12 protein-coding genes and 1 tRNA gene are annotated in these 18310 nt (G+C 70.2%); 3 read left to right on the top strand and 10 right to left on the bottom strand.

Translation table 11 applies throughout. The features are described from left to right. Window positions 1-56 precede the first annotated feature (56 nt). Window positions 57-977, top strand: a complete 921-nt coding sequence (locus ABIA35_RS25045) for a phosphotransferase family protein (RefSeq protein WP_370359513.1) — start codon at window positions 57-59, stop codon at window positions 975-977. Window positions 978-1045: 68 nt separating this feature from the next. Here ABIA35_RS25045 and ABIA35_RS25040 read toward each other — a convergent pair whose 3' ends face one another. The 6 genes from ABIA35_RS25040 to ABIA35_RS25015 all read right to left on the bottom strand — a co-directional run bounded on the left by ABIA35_RS25040 (window position 1046) and on the right by ABIA35_RS25015 (window position 8090). Beyond that, window positions 1046-1852: an ABC transporter ATP-binding protein gene (locus ABIA35_RS25040; RefSeq protein WP_370344891.1), complete on the bottom strand. Its 807-nt coding sequence runs from the start codon at window positions 1850-1852 to the stop codon at window positions 1046-1048. Then, window positions 1849-3210 (bottom strand): ABC transporter ATP-binding protein, encoded by a 1362-nt coding sequence (locus ABIA35_RS25035; RefSeq protein ID WP_370359512.1) that lies wholly within the window; start codon window positions 3208-3210, stop codon window positions 1849-1851. Before ABIA35_RS25035 ends, ABIA35_RS25040 begins: the two co-directional genes overlap by 4 nt. Then, window positions 3207-4640, bottom strand: a complete 1434-nt coding sequence (locus ABIA35_RS25030; RefSeq protein ID WP_370344889.1) for a branched-chain amino acid ABC transporter permease — start codon at window positions 4638-4640, stop codon at window positions 3207-3209. The genes ABIA35_RS25035 and ABIA35_RS25030 overlap by 4 nt, the downstream gene beginning before the upstream one ends. Continuing rightward, window positions 4637-5587, bottom strand: a complete 951-nt coding sequence (locus ABIA35_RS25025) for a branched-chain amino acid ABC transporter permease (protein WP_370344888.1) — start codon at window positions 5585-5587, stop codon at window positions 4637-4639. Before ABIA35_RS25025 ends, ABIA35_RS25030 begins: the two co-directional genes overlap by 4 nt. 213 nt (window positions 5588-5800) lie before the next feature. Continuing rightward, the gene (locus ABIA35_RS25020) at window positions 5801-7030 is read right to left on the bottom strand and encodes a branched-chain amino acid ABC transporter substrate-binding protein (protein WP_370344887.1); all 1230 of its coding nucleotides are present in this window, start codon (window positions 7028-7030) and stop codon (window positions 5801-5803) included. Between the two features lie 421 nt (window positions 7031-7451). Next, window positions 7452-8090: an ANTAR domain-containing response regulator gene (locus ABIA35_RS25015; RefSeq protein ID WP_370344886.1), complete on the bottom strand. Its 639-nt coding sequence runs from the start codon at window positions 8088-8090 to the stop codon at window positions 7452-7454. Window positions 8091-8245: 155 nt separating this feature from the next. Here ABIA35_RS25015 and ABIA35_RS25010 point away from each other — a divergent pair. Beyond that, window positions 8246-8319 (top strand) — tRNA-Leu (locus tag ABIA35_RS25010). Window positions 8320-8922: 603 nt separating this feature from the next. Here the strand turns inward: ABIA35_RS25010 and pyk are convergent. Beyond that, the gene (gene pyk / locus ABIA35_RS25005; protein WP_370344885.1) at window positions 8923-10404 is read right to left on the bottom strand and encodes a pyruvate kinase; all 1482 of its coding nucleotides are present in this window, start codon (window positions 10402-10404) and stop codon (window positions 8923-8925) included. Between the two features lie 138 nt (window positions 10405-10542). Here pyk and ABIA35_RS25000 point away from each other — a divergent pair, with 138 nt between their 5' ends. Further along, window positions 10543-11169 (top strand): DUF4190 domain-containing protein, encoded by a 627-nt coding sequence (locus ABIA35_RS25000; protein WP_370344884.1) that lies wholly within the window; start codon window positions 10543-10545, stop codon window positions 11167-11169. Window positions 11170-11236: 67 nt separating this feature from the next. Here the strand turns inward: ABIA35_RS25000 and ABIA35_RS24995 are convergent, their stop codons facing one another. The 3 genes from ABIA35_RS24995 to ABIA35_RS24985 all read right to left on the bottom strand — a co-directional run bounded on the left by ABIA35_RS24995 (window position 11237) and on the right by ABIA35_RS24985 (window position 18252). Next, window positions 11237-12697: a glutamate synthase subunit beta gene (locus ABIA35_RS24995; RefSeq protein ID WP_370344883.1), complete on the bottom strand. Its 1461-nt coding sequence runs from the start codon at window positions 12695-12697 to the stop codon at window positions 11237-11239. Then, window positions 12690-17369 (bottom strand): glutamate synthase large subunit, encoded by a 4680-nt coding sequence (gltB, locus tag ABIA35_RS24990; RefSeq protein ID WP_370359511.1) that lies wholly within the window; start codon window positions 17367-17369, stop codon window positions 12690-12692. Before gltB ends, ABIA35_RS24995 begins: the two co-directional genes overlap by 8 nt. 340 nt (window positions 17370-17709) lie before the next feature. Next, entirely contained in the window at window positions 17710-18252 is a 543-nt protein-coding gene (locus tag ABIA35_RS24985) for a PadR family transcriptional regulator (RefSeq protein ID WP_370344881.1), read from the bottom strand. Between the last annotated feature and the right edge of the window lie 58 nt (window positions 18253-18310).

The following is an 18310-nucleotide window of genomic DNA, read 5'->3' as shown; positions in this document are numbered from 1 at the left end:
ATCGTCGATCGGGGGCCTGGGCGCCCTGTGAGGGGCGGTGCGTATGGTCTTGCACCATGAATGAGATCGCCGAGCCGGTACTGGAATGGGTCCTCACGCGCCTGACGCTGCCGGGCCACTCGCGGGCGACCCTGGCCGGCGCCGCGGGTCTGCGCGAGGGCTCGAACCCGTGGATGCTGCGCCTGGACGACGGCCGGGCCGTGGTGCTGCGGGTCGGCGACCCCGAGAACCAGGAGCAGCGCGAGGGCTTCGGCGTCGAGGCCCGGCTGCTGGAGATCGCCGAGCAGCACGGCGTCCCGAGCGCCCGCCTGATCGCCCACGACCCGACCGGCGCCGAGGCCGGCGCGCTGGCGCTGCTGAGCACCGTGGTCGAGGGCAGCAGCCGCGTCCCGGAGGAGCCGACGCCGGAGCTGCTCGCCGAGTACGGCCGGGCCACGGCCGCGCTGCGCGGCGTGCCGCTCGGCGCGCTGGACGGGATGGCGCACAAGACCCGGCCGATCCAATCGGTCGACTTCGCCGGCGCGCGCCGGCGCCAGGGCGCGAGCGACCTGCTGCTCGCGGCCGAGGAGGCGGTGGCGCGGCGTCCGGTTCCCGAGGGCGACCCGGGGCTGGTCCACGGCGATCTGTGGCTGGGGAACACGCTGTGGGTCGGCGCGGGGCTGAGCGGGTTCGTGGACTGGGACTGCGCCGGGATCGGGGAGCCGGGCCTGGACGTGGCCTCGATCCGGCTGGACGCGGCGCTGATGTTCGGCGGGGAGTACGCCGAGGCGGTGCTGGCCGGCTATCTGACGGGCAGCGGGCAGGGCCGGGTCGAGGATCTGGCGTACTGGGACGTCGTGGCCGCGCTGAGCACGCCGCCGACGATGGCCGAGTTCACGCCGGTGATCCAGGACCAGGGACGGTCCGACCTCGATCGGCCGACGCTGGAGCGGCGGCGTGACGCGTTCTTGGAGGCGGCCATGGAGCGCTTGGCCTAGAACCACAGCGGCCGTCGTCCGACGCCTGAGGGCGAGGGACGACGGCCGCTGATGGGGTACTGCCGGTACTACTCCGTGCTCTCGGTGCTCTCGGTGCTCTCGGTACTTTCCGCCGTCTCGCCGAGGTAGGCCTCGCGGACGCGCGGGTCGTTCAGCAGTTCCGAGGCCGGAGCGCTCATCCGGACTTCGCCGGTCTCCAGGACGTAGCCCCGGTTCGCCAGCTTCAGCGCCTGCGCCGCGTTCTGCTCGACCAGCAGGATGGTGGTGCCCAGGGCGTTGATGCGCTCGATGATCTCGAAGATCTGGGCCACGATCAGCGGCGCCAGACCCATCGAGGGCTCGTCGAGCAGCAGGAGCTTGGGCTGGCCCATCATGGCCCGGCCGATGGCGAGCATCTGCTGCTCGCCGCCGGACAGGTTGCCGCCGAGCTGGGTGCGCCGCTCGTGCAGCCGCGGGAACAGCTCGAAGACCTGGTCCAGGTCCTTCTGGGAGACCGACTTGAAGCGGTAGGCGCCCATCTGGAGGTTCTCCAGGACGGTCATCCGGGAGAAGATGCGCCGGCCCTCCGGGGAGTGGCCGATGCCCAGCTGGACGATCTTGTGCGCCGGGATGCCGGTCAGGGCCTCGCCGGCGTACAGGACCTCGCCGGAGCGCGGCTTGAGGAGCCCGGAGACGGTGCGCAGGGTCGTGGTCTTGCCGGCGCCGTTGGCACCGAGCAGGGCCACGATCTCGCCCTGCCGGACCTCCAGGTCTATGCCCTTCAGGGCCACGATGCCGCCATAGGCGACCTCGACCGAACGGAGCTCCAGAAGCGGAGTGCCTTCGGCGGAGGACGTCTCGGTGCGCGGACCGGGGATGGTGGTCGCCTCGCTCATGCGGACCCCTCCTCGTTGGTGTCGCGGGCCGGGGATCCGGTCTTGGAGCCGGTTTCCGCAGCGGATTCCTGGGCGGATTCCTCGGCGGTCCCGGTGGACTCGGCAGCCTCGGTCTCGGCGGACTCGGTCTCGGCGGACTCGGTGGCCGAAGCCGCCTGCGCCTCGGCCTGAGCCTCGGCGGCGGATTCCTCGCTGGCGGATTCCTCGGTGGCCGGGGACTCCTGCGCCGCGGGTTCGGCAGCGGGTTCCTCGGTTGCCGGCTCCTCAGCCGGTTCCGACGACTCCTCAGCGGCCGGGGTCTCCTCGGCCGCGGCCTCGATCACCGGCGCGTCGGCTTCGGACTCGGCAGCTGTGCTCGACTCAGCCTCATCAGCCGCAGCCTCAGCCGGCTCGGACCCAGCCTCAGCAGCCGCCGCCCCAGCCTCGGCCTGCACCGCGTCGACCACCGGCGCCGCCGGCACCGGTTCGGCCTCCGCTGCCGCCTCGGCCACCGCCTCCTCGGCCGCCTCGCTGCCCAGGTAGGCCTCGATGACCGCCGGGTTCTGCTGCACCTCGGAGGGCGCGCCGGAGGCGATCACCTTGCCGAAGTTCAGCACCGTGATCCGGTGCGCGACCGACATCACCAGGCGCATGTCGTGCTCGATCAGCAGGATGCTGATGCCCAGCTCGGTGTTGATGCGGGTGATCAGCTGCGCCAGGCCCAGCTTCTCCGAGGGGTTGGTGCCGGCCGCCGGCTCGTCGAGCAGCAGCACCTTCGGGTCGCTGGCCAGGGCGCGGGCGATCTCCAGACGCCGCTGGTCGCCGTAGGACAGCGAGCCGGCGATGTCGCTCTCCTTGCCGCGCAGCCCCACGAACTCCAGCATGTCGCGCGAGTGCTTCCGCGCGGCCCGCTCGTTCTTGCGGTTGCGCGGCAGCCCGAGCATGACCCCGACCGGGCCGGAGGCGCTGCGGGTCTCGGCGGCGATCTGGACGTTCTCCAGGACCGTCAGGGCGTTGAACAGCCGGATGTTCTGGAACGTGCGCGAGATGCCCGCGCGGTTCACCAGGTGCGGCTTGCGGCTGGCGCGGCGGCGGGTGACGCGCGTCAGGCGCACCAGCGGGACCGGCGAGCCGCCGTCCGGGATGAACTCGATCGAGCCCTCCTGGGGCAGGTACACCCCGGTCAGGCTGTTGAACAGCGAGGTCTTGCCGGCGCCGTTGGGGCCGATGACCGCCAGGACCTCCCCGCTGTGCAGGGTCAGGCCGACGTGGTCCAGGCTGGTCAGGCCGCCGAACCGGAGCGTGACGCCCTCGGCCCGCAGCACCGCCCGGCCCTGCTCGGCCCGCGGCTGCGGCACCGTCTCAGTGCTCGTACTCACGGCGCCACTCCTTCCGCGGGCTCGGTCATCGCGTCGGCGTCGCCCACGCCGTGCTCGGCCTGGGCCAGCTCCTGCGCCCGGCGTTTGGACGGGATCAGGCCCTGGGGCCGGAAGATCATCATGACCAGCAGGATCGCGCCGATCCACATCGGGATGTCCTTGGGGTCCACCACCGGCTGGCCGCCGTTGAACCACGAGGGCGGGCCCTGCAGGAAGGCCGGCAGGAAGGTCATCAGCGAGGCGCCGACGATCACTCCGGTCAGCGAGCCCATGCCGCCGAAGATGACGTAGGCGAGCACGAAGATGGACACCGCGAGCGGGAAGTTCTCCGGGGTGATCGCGGTGATCTTCGCCGTCGCCAGCACGCCGGCGAAGCCGGAGGTGGAGGCGCCGATCGCGAAGGCCATCAGCTTGTACTTCACCGTCGGCACACCCGAGGCGGCCGCGGCCACCTCGTCCTCGCGGATCGCCGTCCACGTCCGGCCGACCTTGGAGTTCTCCAGCCGCCGGAAGGCGAACACCACGATGATGATCAGCGCGATCGCCAGGTACCAATACGGCTTGGAGTCGGTGGTGTCCCAGTCGTAGTGGATGCCGAACAGGTTGAACCGGAACGTGGGAATGCCGGTGGCGCCCAGCGGGCCGCCGGTGATGTTCTTCGGGTTGTTCCGCGCGATGGTCAGCACGATCTCGTGGAAGCCCAGCGTCACGATCGCCAGGTAGTCCCCGCGCAACCGCAGCGTCGGGGCGCCCAGGATGAGACCGGCGGTCATGGTCAGCAGGACCGCGATCGGGAAGGCGAAGAACAGGTTCAGGTGGATCGGCGGGTGCGCCTCGGGGTTGCCGTCGGCGCCGATGGGCAGCTTGCCGGACAAGATGGCGGTGGTGTACGCGCCGATCGCGAAGAACGCGATGTAGCCCAGGTCCAGCAGGCCCGCCCAGCCGACCACCACGTTCAGCCCGAGCGCGGCCAGCACGTACACGCCGACCTGGCCGGCCAGCACGGACTGGAAGTACGGCAGGGTGAACATGCCCAGGGTCGGCAGCATCACGGCCACCACGACCAGGACCAGCAGCGAGGTGCGCTTGACCCAGATGTTCTTCAGGGCCTTGATGTCCTTGACCTGCCGCACCGGCGCCGTGGCCTGCGAGGCGATCCGGCTCAGGCCCCGGATCCGCCAGACCTCGGCGAGGAACCAGAGCACCACGCCGCCGACCAGGAAGCCGGCGCCGCGCCCGGAGAACCAGCTGTTCTTGAACAGCAGCGTGTAGTCGGACGAGGAGCCCTGCACCTTGTTCGTCAGGATGCTGACGACCAGCGCGGCGGCCAGGATGGCGGCCAGCCGGCCGATCATCGGGTTCTTCCACCAGGAGTCGCTTCTGCGCAGCTGCCGGACCTGTGCCGACAGCTCGGAGATCGAGGTCGTCACGCCGCCCTCCCCGTCCGCTCGCCCAGGATGCCCGTCGGCCGGATCAGCAGCACGGCGACCAGCACCACGAAGGAGACCACGTCGACCCACTCCAGCTTGAAGATGCCCTGGCTGAAGGTCTCCACGATACCCAGCAGCAGACCGCCGAGCATGGCTCCGCGGACGTTGCCGATGCCGCCGAGCACCGCGGCGGTGAACGCCTTGATGCCCGGGACGAAGCCCATCGTGTAGTTCACCGCGTGGAACATGGCGTAGAGCACGCCGCCGACGCCGGCCAGCAGACCGCCGATGATGAAGGTCCGGGAGATCACCTTGCTGACGTCCACGCCCATCAGCTGCGCGGTCTCGGCGTCCTGGGCCACGGCCCGGATGCCGGCGCCCAGCTTGGTGCGGCTGATCAGCAGGTCCAGCGCGACCATCATGACCACCGCGGTGATGATGATCAGCATGTCCAGGGTCCGGACGGTGCGCGGGCCCGAGGGGCCGGTACCGGGCAGGACGAAAACCTTTCCGGAATGGAAGGACTCCGGGACCTGCAGGTTGTTGCGGCCGAACAGCTTGCCGGCCAGGTTGTACAGGAAGATCGAGGCGCCGATCGCGGTGATCAGGTAGACCAGCTTCGGAGCGTGGCGTTTACGCAGCGGCCGATAGGCCACGCGCTCCAGCGAGAACGCGATCGCCGCGCCCACCGCCGCACCGGCGATCAGGGCCAGGGCCGTGTACTCGACGGCGGAGAAGCCGCTGGGGGTGTTGCCGTTGGTCCCGACCAGCGCGGTGAGCATGAACACGCCGCCCAGGGCGCCGGACATGAACACCTCGCTGTGAGCGAAGTTGATCAGCTGGAGCACACCGTAGACCATGGTGTAGCCGATGGCGATCAGGGCGTAGAGGGAGCCGAGCCTGATCCCTTGGAACAGCAGCTCCCAAAAGTGTTGGGTGATGTACATAAAGGGCTTCCTGTGCAGGAGGCGTCAGGGTTGCGGGGGTGGCCCGATGCCACGCGAAAGCCGTGGCCCGCTGTGAAATTTCAGCGGGCCACGGCTCGCGGGTGTCGTCGTCTTTGCGACGCTGTCGGGCCTGGCTGACCCGGGCGCCGGGAGATCAGTGGGCGGTGCACCGGTGCCCGCCCGAAGGGGTGCGGGCACCGGCCCTGTCTCAGGTCAGCTGCCGGCGATCAGCTTGGAGATGTCGCCGATCAGCGTGATGTCATTGCCGCTGATCTTGTAGGCGTAGATCGAGGTCCCGGAGACGTCACCGGTGGGGGTGAACTTGATCTCCTTGGACAGACCCTGGTAGTCCACCTTGCCCACGCCGTCGGCCACGGCCTGACGGGTCGGGGTGGCGGTGTTCAGGCTCTTCAGGACGCTGATGATCGTGTTGGCGGCGTCGTAGCCCTCGATGGAGTACGTGCCGGGGGCCGCGTTGGCCAGCGCCTTGTAGGCCGTGGCGAAGGCCGCGTACTTCGGGTCGCTGCCGGCGTCCAGGCACGGGCAGGTGAACTGCCAGCCCTGGGCCGCGTCCTGGCCGGCGGTGGTGATGAAGTTCGGGTCCTTCGACCCGTCGCCGGAGAGCATCGTGCCGCCGTAGCCGGCCGCCTTCAGCGCCTTGGCGAACACGCCGCCGTCGGCGTAGTAGCCGGCGTAGTACATGGCCTTGGCCGGCGAGCCGGCGACCTTGGAGGCCAGCTGCGAGTAGTCCTGCGTGCCGGCCGCGGCGCTGTCGGTCTCGACCGTGACGCCGTCCTTCTTCAGCTCGGCGACGATCGCGGTGGACAGACCCTGGCCGTACTGCGACTTGTCGTCGACCACGTAGACGTTCGGCGCCTTGAGCACCTTGGCCATGTAGTCGGCGGCCGCCGGACCCTGCACGTCGTCGTTGGCCACGACGCGGTAGAAGGTGGTGAAGCCCGAGGACGTCAGCGACGGACGCGTCGCCGAGGGGCTGACGGCCACCAGGTGGGCGTCGGAGAAGAGCTTGCCCGCGGCGGCGGTCGGGCCGGAGAAGGCCGGGCCCACGAGGCCGACGACCTTGGTGTCCTGGATCAGCAGGTTCGCCGCGTCGGCGCCCTTGGACTGGTCACCCTGGTCGTCGGCTTCCTTGACGGCCAGGTTGAAGGGCAGGTCGCCCTTGGCGTTCTCCTGCTGGACGGCGAGCTTGACGCCCCAGTCGATGTTCAGGCCCAGGGCCTGGTTGGCGCCCGACAACGGACCCTGCACGCCGATCTCCAGCGTGGGCTTGCCGTTGTTGGCGGCCGAAGTGGAGCTTCCGCTCCCGTTGGAACTTGACGAAGAGCTGCCCGACGATTTCGACGAGCTGCCGGCACAAGCCGAAAGCGCGAACACGCCCGCGGCAATCAAAGCGCCGGCCCGCACTCGGTTGATGGTCCGCACTTCCAGATCCTCCCTGATCGTCGGACGAGCACCGGAGCCGATTGGGCATTGGTACTCGTCCGAATTCACGCGGTCACCACAATGGGTGATGGGAAGGCTAGTGCCGAACGTCACGCGTGGGGAGGGGGTCGGAGATCGCGTGATGCTCTCGTTACCAACCGGGCCGAGGCGCTCACCAGAGCCAAAAGCCCGCAAGTGGCATGGTTCCCGACAGGGTACGGAGTTGAGGTCCGTTGATCTTCGAAGCCCGCCGCCTCGGGGTCACCGGAGCACGGTAATCAGCGTCCTGGCCGCGGGCATATTACGGAAGCCGCCCCCCGCAGGCACCGCGCACGCGTCGATCAAGCCCCGGACACGACAACGGCCGGCGGCGTGACACCCGTCACAGCCACCGGCCGGATCACAAGATCGTTATGGTGCCTCACTCGGCCTTGGCCGGCGTCTGCGGCTGCCCCCCGGCCGGCGACCCCACCGCGGTCGACCCGCTGATGACCACCTCGGCGACTTCCCGCATCGTCATCCGCCGGTCCATGGACGTCTTCTGGATCCACCGGAAGGCCTCCGGCTCGGTCATCCCGTGGGCGGTCTGCAGCACACCCTTGGCCCGGTCCACCAGCTTGCGCGTCTCCAACCGGCTGGCCAGGTCCGCGACCTCGCCCTCCAGCGCGGTCAGCTGCGTGTGCCGCGACACCGCGATCTCGATGGCCGGCACCAGCTTCTCCTTGGTGAACGGCTTCACCAGGTAGTTCATCACCCCGGCCTCAGCCGCCCGCTCGACCAGCTCCCGCTGCGAGAAGGCGGTGAGGATCAGCACCGGCGCGATCCGAGCCTCGATCACCTGCTCGGCAGCCGTGATCCCGTCCAACACCGGCATCTTCACATCGAAGATGCACAGATCCGGCCGATGCTCCTCGGCCAACCGCACCGCCGCGGCCCCGTCAGCAGCCTCGGCGACGACCTCGTAACCCTCCTCCTGCAACATCTCCTTAAGGTCCAAGCGGATCAGCGCCTCATCCTCGGCAATGATCACTCGACGGGCAGGGGTGGACTCGGTGGCCATGGGGTCCTCACTGGGCGGCGGTGCCGGTTTCTTTTCAGTACGAGCCTACCTGCGGGGAAGTCGGTTGCGGGGGTGGGTCTGCGGTTCGGTATGCTGAAGCCGAGCGGGAACCGTTCGCGCCTGCGCGAAATGGCCCGGCTCGCACCAAGAATGCTGCTCCGGTATTCCAATCGGCAGAGAAGATGGTCTCAAACACCATTCAGTGTGGGTTCGAGTCCCACCCGGAGCACATATCGCGAGGCAAGGCCCGAAGCCCGTTCATCGGCAACGATGGACGGGCTTTTTCGCGCCCCACCAACAGCCCACGCACCAATAGGGGTTGTGTTCGGGGGACCCGGAACACTGGCGACCACAAGCAGCACCGCCACCGAACACCGAGGCGCGCCCACGCACGAAGACAAAGCCGAACAGTCGCGGACCGCCGGCATCAAGCAGGCCAGCAGGGGGCACCCCCCGCTGTAGAGCGCCCGCCGGAGGCGCCTGCTCTTGATCTTAGGTGCCCACCAAACGCGGCAGACGGCCGCCAGATCAACGTGTGCGCAGTGACTCGGACTCATGCGCGGTCGTGCCCAGCCGAACCGCCGGCCGCCAACGCGACCCGCAACGCTCACCCGAACTGCGCCACCAGCGGATCCCGTAAACCATGCGCGAAGCCGTAAGAAAAGCCCTTAAACCCACAGATCAACCGCATCGGGCACGCGCTCTGAGTCAGCCCGGCCCCCCACCCCCAAAAAGCGAAAACGACGCCGCCCCGGATCCGGAACAGCGCCGCAGCGCGAAAATCACCAGCCCGGCAACTCCTCATGAGGCCGCCGGGCCGAACAGGCCCGCCCTACCGCTCCTCGCGGTAGGCCGGCGCGACGCCGCTGATGGCGTCGCCGACGCGGTGGACGCGGACCGCGTTGGTGGAGCCGGGGATGCCGGGCGGGGAGCCGGCGATGATGACGACCGTGTCGCCGGTCTTGCTCAGCTCCAGCTGGAGCAGCTCGGTGTCGACCTGGCGGACCATGTCGTCGGTGTGCTCGACCTCGGGGCTGCAGAAGGTGCGGATGCCCCAGCTGAGCGCGAGCTGGTTGCGGATCTCGTTGTGCGGGGTGAAGGCGATCAGCGGTGTCGGGGGACGGTAGCGGGACAGCCGGCGGGCGGTGTCGCCGCTCTCGGTGAAGGCGATCAGGTACTTGGCGTACAGGTTCTCGCCGAGTTCGGCCGCCGCGCGGGCGACGGCGCCGCCCTTGGTGCGCGGCTTGCTCAGGGCCGGCTTCAAGCCGGCGGACAGGGTCTCCTCCTCGGCCGCGGTGATGATCTTGGCCATGGTCTCCACGGTCTGCACCGCGTAGGCGCCGACCGAGGTCTCGGCCGAGAGCATCACCGCGTCGGTGCCGTCCAGGACCGCGTTGGCCACGTCGGAGACCTCGGCGCGGGTGGGGCGGGAGTTGGTGATCATCGAGTCCAGCATCTGGGTGGCCACGATGACCGGCTTGGCGTTGCGGCGCGACAGGGTGATGCAGCGCTTCTGCACCATCGGGACCTGCTCCAGCGGCAGCTCCACGCCCAGGTCGCCGCGGGCCACCATGATCGCGTCGAAGGCGTCGACGATGGCGTCCAGGTTGGCCACCGCCTGCGGCTTCTCGATCTTGGCGATCACCGGGACCCGGTGCCCGATCTCGTCCATGATCTCGTGGACGCGCTCGATGTCGGCGGCGTCGCGCACGAAGGACAGCGCGATCATGTCGGCGCGCACGCCGGGGTTGCCGTGGCCGGTCTCCGGCTTGCCCAGGGCCCAGCGCAGGTCCAGCTCGTCCTTCTCGGACAGCGCCGGAACCGAGACCGAGACGCCGGGCAGGTTGATGCCCTTGCTGTTGGAGATCGGGCCGCCTTCCAGGACCCGGGTCACCACGTCGGTGTCGCTGACGCTCTCCACTTCCAGGGCCAGCTTGCCGTCGTCGACCAGGATCTTGTCGCCGGGCTTGCAGTCGCCGGGCAGCCCCTTGTAGGTGGTGCCGCAGATGGTGGCGTCCCCGGCGACCTCGCGCGTAGTGATGGTGAACTGCGCGCCGTTGGCCAGGACCTCCTTGCCGTTGGCGAAGGTTCCCAGGCGGATCTTGGGGCCCTGCAGGTCGACCAGGATGCCGATGGCCTGGCCGCTGGTCGTGGCGACCTGCCGGACGTTGCGATATCGCTCCTCGTGGTCCTCATAGGAACCGTGGGAGAGATTCAGGCGGGCCACATTCATGCCGGCTTCCACCAGGGCGGTGAGCTGCTCTAGGGTTCCGGCCGAGGGGCCCAGGGTACAAACGATTTTCGCGCGGCGCATGCCTACTACCTTATGTCCTACTCGTTAGTAGCTTTTTCGGGTCTCACAAGTTCGCACGGCTCCGAACACAACTTTCGGCCGCCGTTCACCGTGTGTCTGTATGGATTGAACCGGCAGTCATGGAGACAATTGGCCTCCATGACGACAACTCCCCCGGAACCGCCGGAACCTTCGGAGTCCTCGGAGTCCTCGGGGTCCCCGAAGCCGGACCAGCCGGCGGAGCCCGAGAGCCCGCAGACCCCGCCATCTTCGCAGAGCTCTGACAAGCCCGCGGACCGGTCGCCGGAAGAGCCGGAAGAGCCGGTTCAGCCTCCTTCCTCTCCGATCATCGAGCCTCCCGCCTCCGCGGTGACCCCGGGCCCCGGCAATCAGGAGCCCGAGCAGCAGCCGGGAGAGGTGCCCCGGTACCCGGGGCCGGACCAGCAGTACCCAGGCCCGGACCAGCAGTACCCGCCCCCGCCCCCGCTGCCCCCCGAGGCCTACCCGACCTACAGCGGCGGCCAGGGCTACGACTACGGCGGATACGGCGCTCCCCCGGTCCGCCGCCGCAACGGCATGGGCACGGCCGCGCTGGTGCTGGGCATCGTCGGGTTCCTGATCGGCCCGGCCAGCATCCTGGCGATCATCTTCGGCCGGATCGGGCTGACCCGGGTGGCCCGCGGCGAGGCCACCAACCGCGGCGTGGCGCAGGCCGGGTTCGTACTCGGGATCGTCACGCTGCTGCTGTGGATCCTGGGTCTGATCCTGATCGCCAACCAGCACTGAGGTCCGGCCGGACGAAACGGCGCGGCGGCTCCGGACGGTCCGCCGTCCGAAGCCGCCGCGCCGGCGGTCACACCGTCACCGGCCGCGCCGTCGGCGGGATCGGCTTGGGCAGGGTGGTCGAGCCGGACAGGTAGGCGTCCACCGAGCTGGCCGCCGAGCGGCCCTCGGCGATCGCCCAGACGATCAGCGACTGCCCGCGGCCGGCGTCGCCGGCCACGAACACGCCCGGCACGTTGGTGGCGTACTCGCCGTCGCGGGCGATGTTGCCGCGCTCGTCCAGGGCCAGGCCCAGCTGGTCGATCAGGCCGTTGCCGCGCTCGGGGCCGACGAAGCCCATGGCCAGCAGCACCAGGTCGGCCGGGATCTCCCGCTCGGTGCCCTCCACCGGGACCGGGCGCCCGCCCTCGAACTTCACCTCGACCAGGCGCAGGGCCTTGACCCGGCCGTTGTCGTCGCCCACGAACTCGGTGGTGGACACCGCGTAGACCCGCTCGCCGTTCTCCTCGTGCGCCGAGGTGACGCGGAAGGTCATCGGGTAGGTCGGCCAGGGCTGGCCGGCCGGCCGGTCCTCGCCGGGCTGCGGCATGATCTCCAGCTGCGTCACCGACTCGGCGCCCTGCCGCGTGGCGGTCCCGAGGCAGTCCGCGCCGGTGTCGCCGCCGCCGATGACCACCACGTGCTTGCCGAACGCGTCGATCGGCGCGGTCAGGTAGTCGCCCTCGCACGTCTTGTTCGCGTACGGCAGGTAGTCCATCGCCTGGTGCACGCCGGCCAGGTCACGGCCCGGCACGTCCAGCTCGCGCGCCTTGGTCGCGCCGACCGCCAGCACGATCGCGTCGTAGCGCGCCAGCAGCGCGTCGCCCGTGAGGTCCACGCCGATGTGCATCCCGGGGCGGAACTTGGTGCCCTCGGCCCGCATCTGCTCGATGCGCCGGTTCAGGTGGCGCTTCTCCATCTTGAACTCGGGGATGCCGTAGCGCAGCAGGCCGCCGATCCGGTCGGCGCGCTCGTAGACCGCGACGGTGTGCCCGGCCCGGGTCAGCTGCTGCGCGGCCGCCAGGCCCGAGGGGCCCGAGCCGATCACCGCGACCGTGCGGCCGGACAGGCGCTCGGGCGGCAGGGGCCTGACGGTCCCGTCCTCCCACGCCCGGTCGATGATGGAGACCTCGACGTTCTTGATGGTCACCGGCGGCTGGTTGATCCCCAGCACGCAGGCGGTCTCGCACGGCGCCGGGCACAGCCGCCCGGTGAACTCCGGGAAGTTGTTGGTCGCGTGCAGCCGGTCCGAGGCACCCTCCCAGTCGCCTTTCCACACCAGGTCGTTCCACTCCGGGATGATGTTCCCGAGCGGGCAGCCGTTGTGGCAGAAGGGGATGCCGCAGTCCATGCAGCGGCCGGCCTGCTTGTTGATGATCGGCAGCAGGCCGCCGGGCTTGTAGACCTCTTTCCAGTCCTGGACCCGCTCGGCGACCGGGCGGCGCTCGGGGTGCTCCTGCGGAGTGGTCAGGAAGCCACGGGGGTCAGCCACGGGTGGCCTCCATGATCTTGTCGAGGGTCTGCTCTTCGGACAGGCCGGCGGCCTGGGCCGCGGCGCGGGCGCTGAGCACCCGCTTGTAGTCGACCGGCATGATCTTCGCGAACCGTCCGACGTTCGCGCCCCAGTCCGCGAGAAGGGTCTCGGCGACGGTGGATCCGGTCTCCTCCTGGTGCTCCTGCACCAGGGTGTGCAGCAGGGCGCGGTCCTCGGCGTCCAGCGCCTCGACGTTGACCATCTCGGAGTTGACGCGGGAGACCTTCAGGTCCAGCACGTAGGCGGTGCCGCCGCTCATGCCGGCGGCCAGGTTGCGCCCGTGCTCGCCGAGGATGACCACCGTGCCGCCGGTCATGTACTCGCAGGCGTGGTCGCCCACGCCCTCCACGACCGCGGTGGCCCCGGAGTTGCGGACGCAGAAGCGCTCGCCGACGGTGCCGCGCAGGTGCACGCGGCCGCTGGTGGCGCCGTAGGCGATCACGTTGCCGGCGATCACGTTGCGCTCGGCCGCGGCGTTGATCGAGTCCGCCTCGCGGTGCGGCCGGACCACGATGCGCCCGCCGGACAGGCCCTTGCCGACGTAGTCGTTGGCGTCGCCCTCCAGCCGCAGGGTGATGCCCGGGGCCAGGAACGCGCCGAAGGAGTTGCCGGCCGAGCCCACGAAGGTCAGGTCGATGGTGCCCTCGGCCAGGCCCTCGCCGCGGTGCACCTTCACCACCTCGTGCGAGAGCATCGTGCCGACGGTGCGGTTGACGTTGCGGATCTCGAACTGCGCGCGCACCGGCTCGCCGTCGCGGATCGCCGGCTGCGCCACCGCGATGAGCTGGTGGTCCAGGGCCTTGTCCAGGCCGTGGTCCTGCTCGCGGGTCTGGTACAGCGCGGTGCCCTCCGGCAGCGCCGGGACGTGCAGCAGCGGGGCCAGGTCCAGACCCGCGGCCTTCCAGTGCTCCACCGCGGCCTGGGTGTCCAGCAGCTCGGCGTGGCCGATGGCCTCCTGCAGGGTCCGGAAACCCAGCGCGGCCAGGTGCTCGCGCACCTCCTCGGCCAGGTACTCGAAGAAGGTGACCACGAACTCGGGCCGGCCGCTGAACCGGGAGCGCAGCTCGGGGTTCTGCGTCGCCACACCCACCGGGCAGGTGTCCAGGTGGCAGACCCGCATCATGATGCAGCCGGAGACGACCAGCGGGGCGGTGGCGAAGCCGTACTCCTCGGCGCCCAGCAGCGCCGCGATCAGCACGTCGCGGCCGGTCTTGAGCTGGCCGTCGGTCTGCACCACGATCCGGTCGCGCAGGCCGTTGAGCAGCAGCGTCTGCTGGGTCTCGGCAAGGCCGAGCTCCCAGGGCGCGCCGGCGTGCTTCAGCGAGGTCAGCGGGCTCGCGCCGGTACCGCCGTCGTGCCCGGAGATCAGGACCACGTCGGCATGCGCCTTGGACACGCCCGCGGCCACCGTGCCGACGCCGACCTCGGCGACCAGCTTGACGTGCACGCGCGCGTCGCGGTTGGCGTTCTTCAGGTCGTGGATCAGCTGCGCCAGGTCCTCGATGGAGTAGATGTCGTGGTGCGGCGGCGGGGAGATCAGGCCGACGCCCGGCGTGGAGTGCCGGGTCTTGGCCACCCACGGGTACACCTTGTGGCCGGGCAGCTGGCCGCCCTCGCCGGGCTTGGCGCCCTGGGCCATCTTGATCTGGATGTCGTCGGCCTCGGCCAGGTACTCGGCGGTGACGCCGAAGCGGCCGGAGGCGACCTGCTTGATCGCGCTGCGGCGCTCGGGGTCGCGCAGGCGCTCGACGTCCTCGCCGCCCTCGCCGGTGTTGGACTTGGCGCCCAGCTGGTTCATGGCGATGGCCAGCGTCTGGTGCGCCTCGTAGGAGATGGAGCCGTAGGACATGGCGCCGGTGGAGAAGCGCTTGACGATCTCCGAGACCGGTTCGACGTCCTCGATCGGGATCGGCGCTCGCTCGCCTGACTTGATTGTGAACAGCCCGCGCAGCGTCATCAGGCGCTCGGACTGCTCGTCCACGCGCGAGGTGTACTGCTTGAAGATGTCGTAGCGCTTCTCGCGGGTGGAGTGCTGCAGCCGGAAGACCGTGTCCGGGTCGAACAGGTGCGGCTCGCCCTCGCGGCGCCACTGGTACTCCCCGCCGATCTCCAGCCGGCGGTGCGCCAGGCGGGAGGTACCGGACTGCTTGGGGTAGGCCCGGGCGTGCCGGCGCGCGGTCTCCTCGGCCAGGGTGTCCAGGCCGACGCCGGCGATCTTGCTGAAGGTGCCGGTGAAGTACTCGTCGACGACGTCCTGCGCCAGGCCGATGGCCTCGAAGATCTGCGCGCCGCGGTAGGAGGCGACCGTGGAGATGCCCATCTTGGACATCACCTTCAGCACGCCCTTGCCCAGCGCCTTGATCAGGTTCCGGATGGCCTGCTCGGGCTCGATCAGGCCCAGGTGGCCGGAGCCGGCCATCTCCTCCACCGACTCCATGGCCAGGTAGGGGTTGACCACGGCCGCGCCGTAGCCGATCAGCAGCGCGACGTGGTGCACCTCGCGCACGTCCCCGGCCTCGACGACCAGGCCCACGTGGGTCCGGGTCTTCTCCCGGATCAGGTGGTGGTGCACCGCGGAGGTGAGCAGCAGCGAGGGGATCGGGGCGTGCTCGGCGTCGGAGTGCCGGTCGGAGAGCACGATGATGCGCGCGCCGCCGGCGATGGCCTTGGAGACCTCTTCGCGGATCTCCTCCAGGCGGGCCCGCAGCGCCGCGCCGCCGCCGGCAACGCGGTACAGGCCGGAGACGGTGACCGCGCGCAGGCCGGGCAGGTCGCCGTCGGCGTTGATGTGGATGAGCTTGGCCAGCTCGTCGTTGTCGATGACCGGGAAGGCCACCTCGACCTGGCGGCAGGCCGCGGCCGTGGGGTCCAGCAGGTTGGTCTCCGGGCCGATGGTGGTGGCCAGGCTGGTGACCAGCTCCTCCCGGATGGCGTCCAGCGGCGGGTTGGTGACCTGCGCGAACAGCTGGGCGAAGTAGTCGAAGACCAGGCGCGGCTTCTCGGACAGGACCGCCACCGGGGAGTCCGAGCCCATGGAGCCCAGCGGCTCCCCGCCGGTGCGGGCCATCGGGGCCAGCAGGACCCGCAGCTCTTCCTCGGTGTAGCCGAAGGTCTGCTGGCGGCGGGTGACCGAGGCGCGGGTGTGCACGATGTGCTCGCGCTCGGGGAGCTTGTCGAGCTTGATCCGGCCGGCGTGCAGCCATTCGGCGTACGGCTCGGCGGCGGCCAGGGCGGCCTTGATCTCCTCGTCCTCGACGATCCGGCCGGCCACGGTGTCGACCAGGAACATCTTGCCGGGCTGCAGACGGCCCTTGCGGACCACGGTCGCCGGGTCGATGTCCAGCACGCCGAACTCGCTGGCCAGGACCACCAGGCCGTCGTCGGTGACCCAGTAGCGGGAGGGGCGAAGGCCGTTGCGGTCCAGGACGGCGCCGATCACGGTGCCGTCGGAGAAGACCATGTCGGCCGGGCCGTCCCAGGGCTCCATGAAGGAGGAGTGGTACTGGTAGAACGCGCGCCGGGCGGCGTCCATCTCGGCGTGGTTCTCCCAGGCCTCGGGGATCATCATCAGCACGGCGTGCGGCAGGCTGCGGCCGGCCAGGTGCAGCAGCTCCAGGGCCTCGTCGAAAGACGCGGAGTCGGAGGCACCGGGGGTGCAGATCGGGAAGAGGCGGTCCAGATCGCCGGAGATCAGATCGGTTTCCAGGTCGGACTCGCGGGCCCGCATCCAGTTCCGGTTCCCGATCACGGTGTTGATCTCGCCGTTGTGCGCGACGAACCGGTAGGGGTGGGCCAGCGGCCAGGCCGGGAAGGTGTTGGTGCTGAACCGGGAGTGGACCAGGCCGATGGCGCTGGCGAAGCGCTCGTCGAGCAGGTCCGGGAAGAAGGTCTCCAGCTGCGCGGTGGTGAGCATGCCCTTGTAGACCAGGGTGCGCGAGCTCAGCGAGGGGAAGTAGACCTCGGCGTCGCGCTCGGCGCGCTTGCGCAGCGCGAAGGCCAGGCGGTCCAGCTCGATGCCGGACTGGCCGGCGGTGCCGGTGAGGAACAGCTGACGGAAGCGGGGCATGACCGACAGCGCGCCGTTGCCCAGGCCCTCAGGGTTGGTGGGCAGGTCGCGCCAGCCGAGCACGGCCAGGTGCTCCTCGGCGGCGATGGCCTCGATACGGGCCTCGGCGTCCCGCGCGGCGTCGTCGTCGGCGGGCAGGAAGGCCACTCCGACGGCGTAGTGCCCGGCGGGCGGGAGGTCGAAACGCGCGTTCGGGTTCGCCTCCTGGGCCAGGACGGCGCGCAGGAAGGCGTCCGGGACCTGCACCAGGATGCCGGCGCCGTCGCCGGTCGAGGGCTCGGCGCCGGAGGCGCCGCGGTGCTCCATGTTGACCAGGGCCTGGAGTGCCTGTTCCACGATCGCGTGGCTGGGCACCCCGGTGAGCGTGGCCACGAAGGCGACGCCACAGGAGTCCTTCTCCGTACGGGGGTCGTACAGGCCCTGTGCCGCGGGCAGCGCCGAGAACAGCGGGGCGGCGCTGGTGATGGCGGGCGCGGGCGTGGCGGCTGCGGCCACGGCGTGGCTCGCTTCGCCTTCGGGGCGGGAGGATCCGGCGCGACCGGTCGGTATGGCTGGGAATGCCATGGGGGGCTGTCCTTCCGTCGTGTCAGTCTGGCACGGCGGGACGTCTTTGGCCCTTGCGCAATCCGATCAGGTGTAAGCAGAGGTTACAACATGGTGGGGCGGGTGGGGAGTGGACTATCTCACAGTGCGGGACGCCCGGTCCCGAGATGTGTTCCAGATACTGAGACCGGCTCATTTGTTGTGGATCTTGAGCAGCACCGGTTCGGCCACGGGACGCGAACGGTGGTCCGGAACGTTCACGAGGGCGCGCCTTCGGTCGTGTCCGAACCCCGGTGATGAGGGGTGTTGACAGCCCCGGCCCGAGACGACGACGGCTCGCGCATAAGACTTGTCCCACTCCCTATTCCCCCGCAGCGCCATCCAACTCCGCGATGGCCGTGTGCAACCACTCACGTTCGGCCCGCGCGGTGGCTCGCGCGATCCGCGTCATGCCGCGCTGGAAGAGCGTCGGGGCGTCCTCGGCCTTGACCGGCTTGCCCTCGGCGTCGAAGAAGAAGCCGGCCCCGGGCGCGTCGAGGAACGCCAGGCGGCGGCGCAGCACCGCGGCCTGCGCGGCGGGATCGTCCAGCCGGTGCAGGAACGCCAGGATCGTGAAGTAGCGGTTCCGGTCGGTGATCTCCACCTCGCTGGGCTCGCGCAGGCGCCGGGCCAGCTCGGCCCGGCCGGCCTCGGTCAGGCCCAGGACCTGGCGCGGAGCGGCCCCGGTGCCGGGCTCGGTCCAGCGCTCGAGGTGGCCCTTGGCCTCCAGACGGGCGATCGCCGGGTAGAGGGCGCCGTCGCTGACCGGTTTGACGTGGCCGGTCAGGCCGGTGATGCGGTCTTTGAGCTGGTAGCCGTGCAGGGGGCCTTCGGCGAGGAAGCCGAGGATGGCCAGCGGGAGCATCGGGCCTGGGTCTCCATCTCCGGAATGGGTCGGGGCTGGGCGGGTTGGGGCAGGGCGG

The organism is Catenulispora sp. MAP12-49 (assembly GCF_041262705.1).
GTDB lineage: Bacteria > Actinomycetota > Actinomycetes > Streptomycetales > Catenulisporaceae > Catenulispora.
Note: the sequence above shows the minus strand (reverse complement) of the source record. Positions and strands in the feature narration are given on the sequence as shown.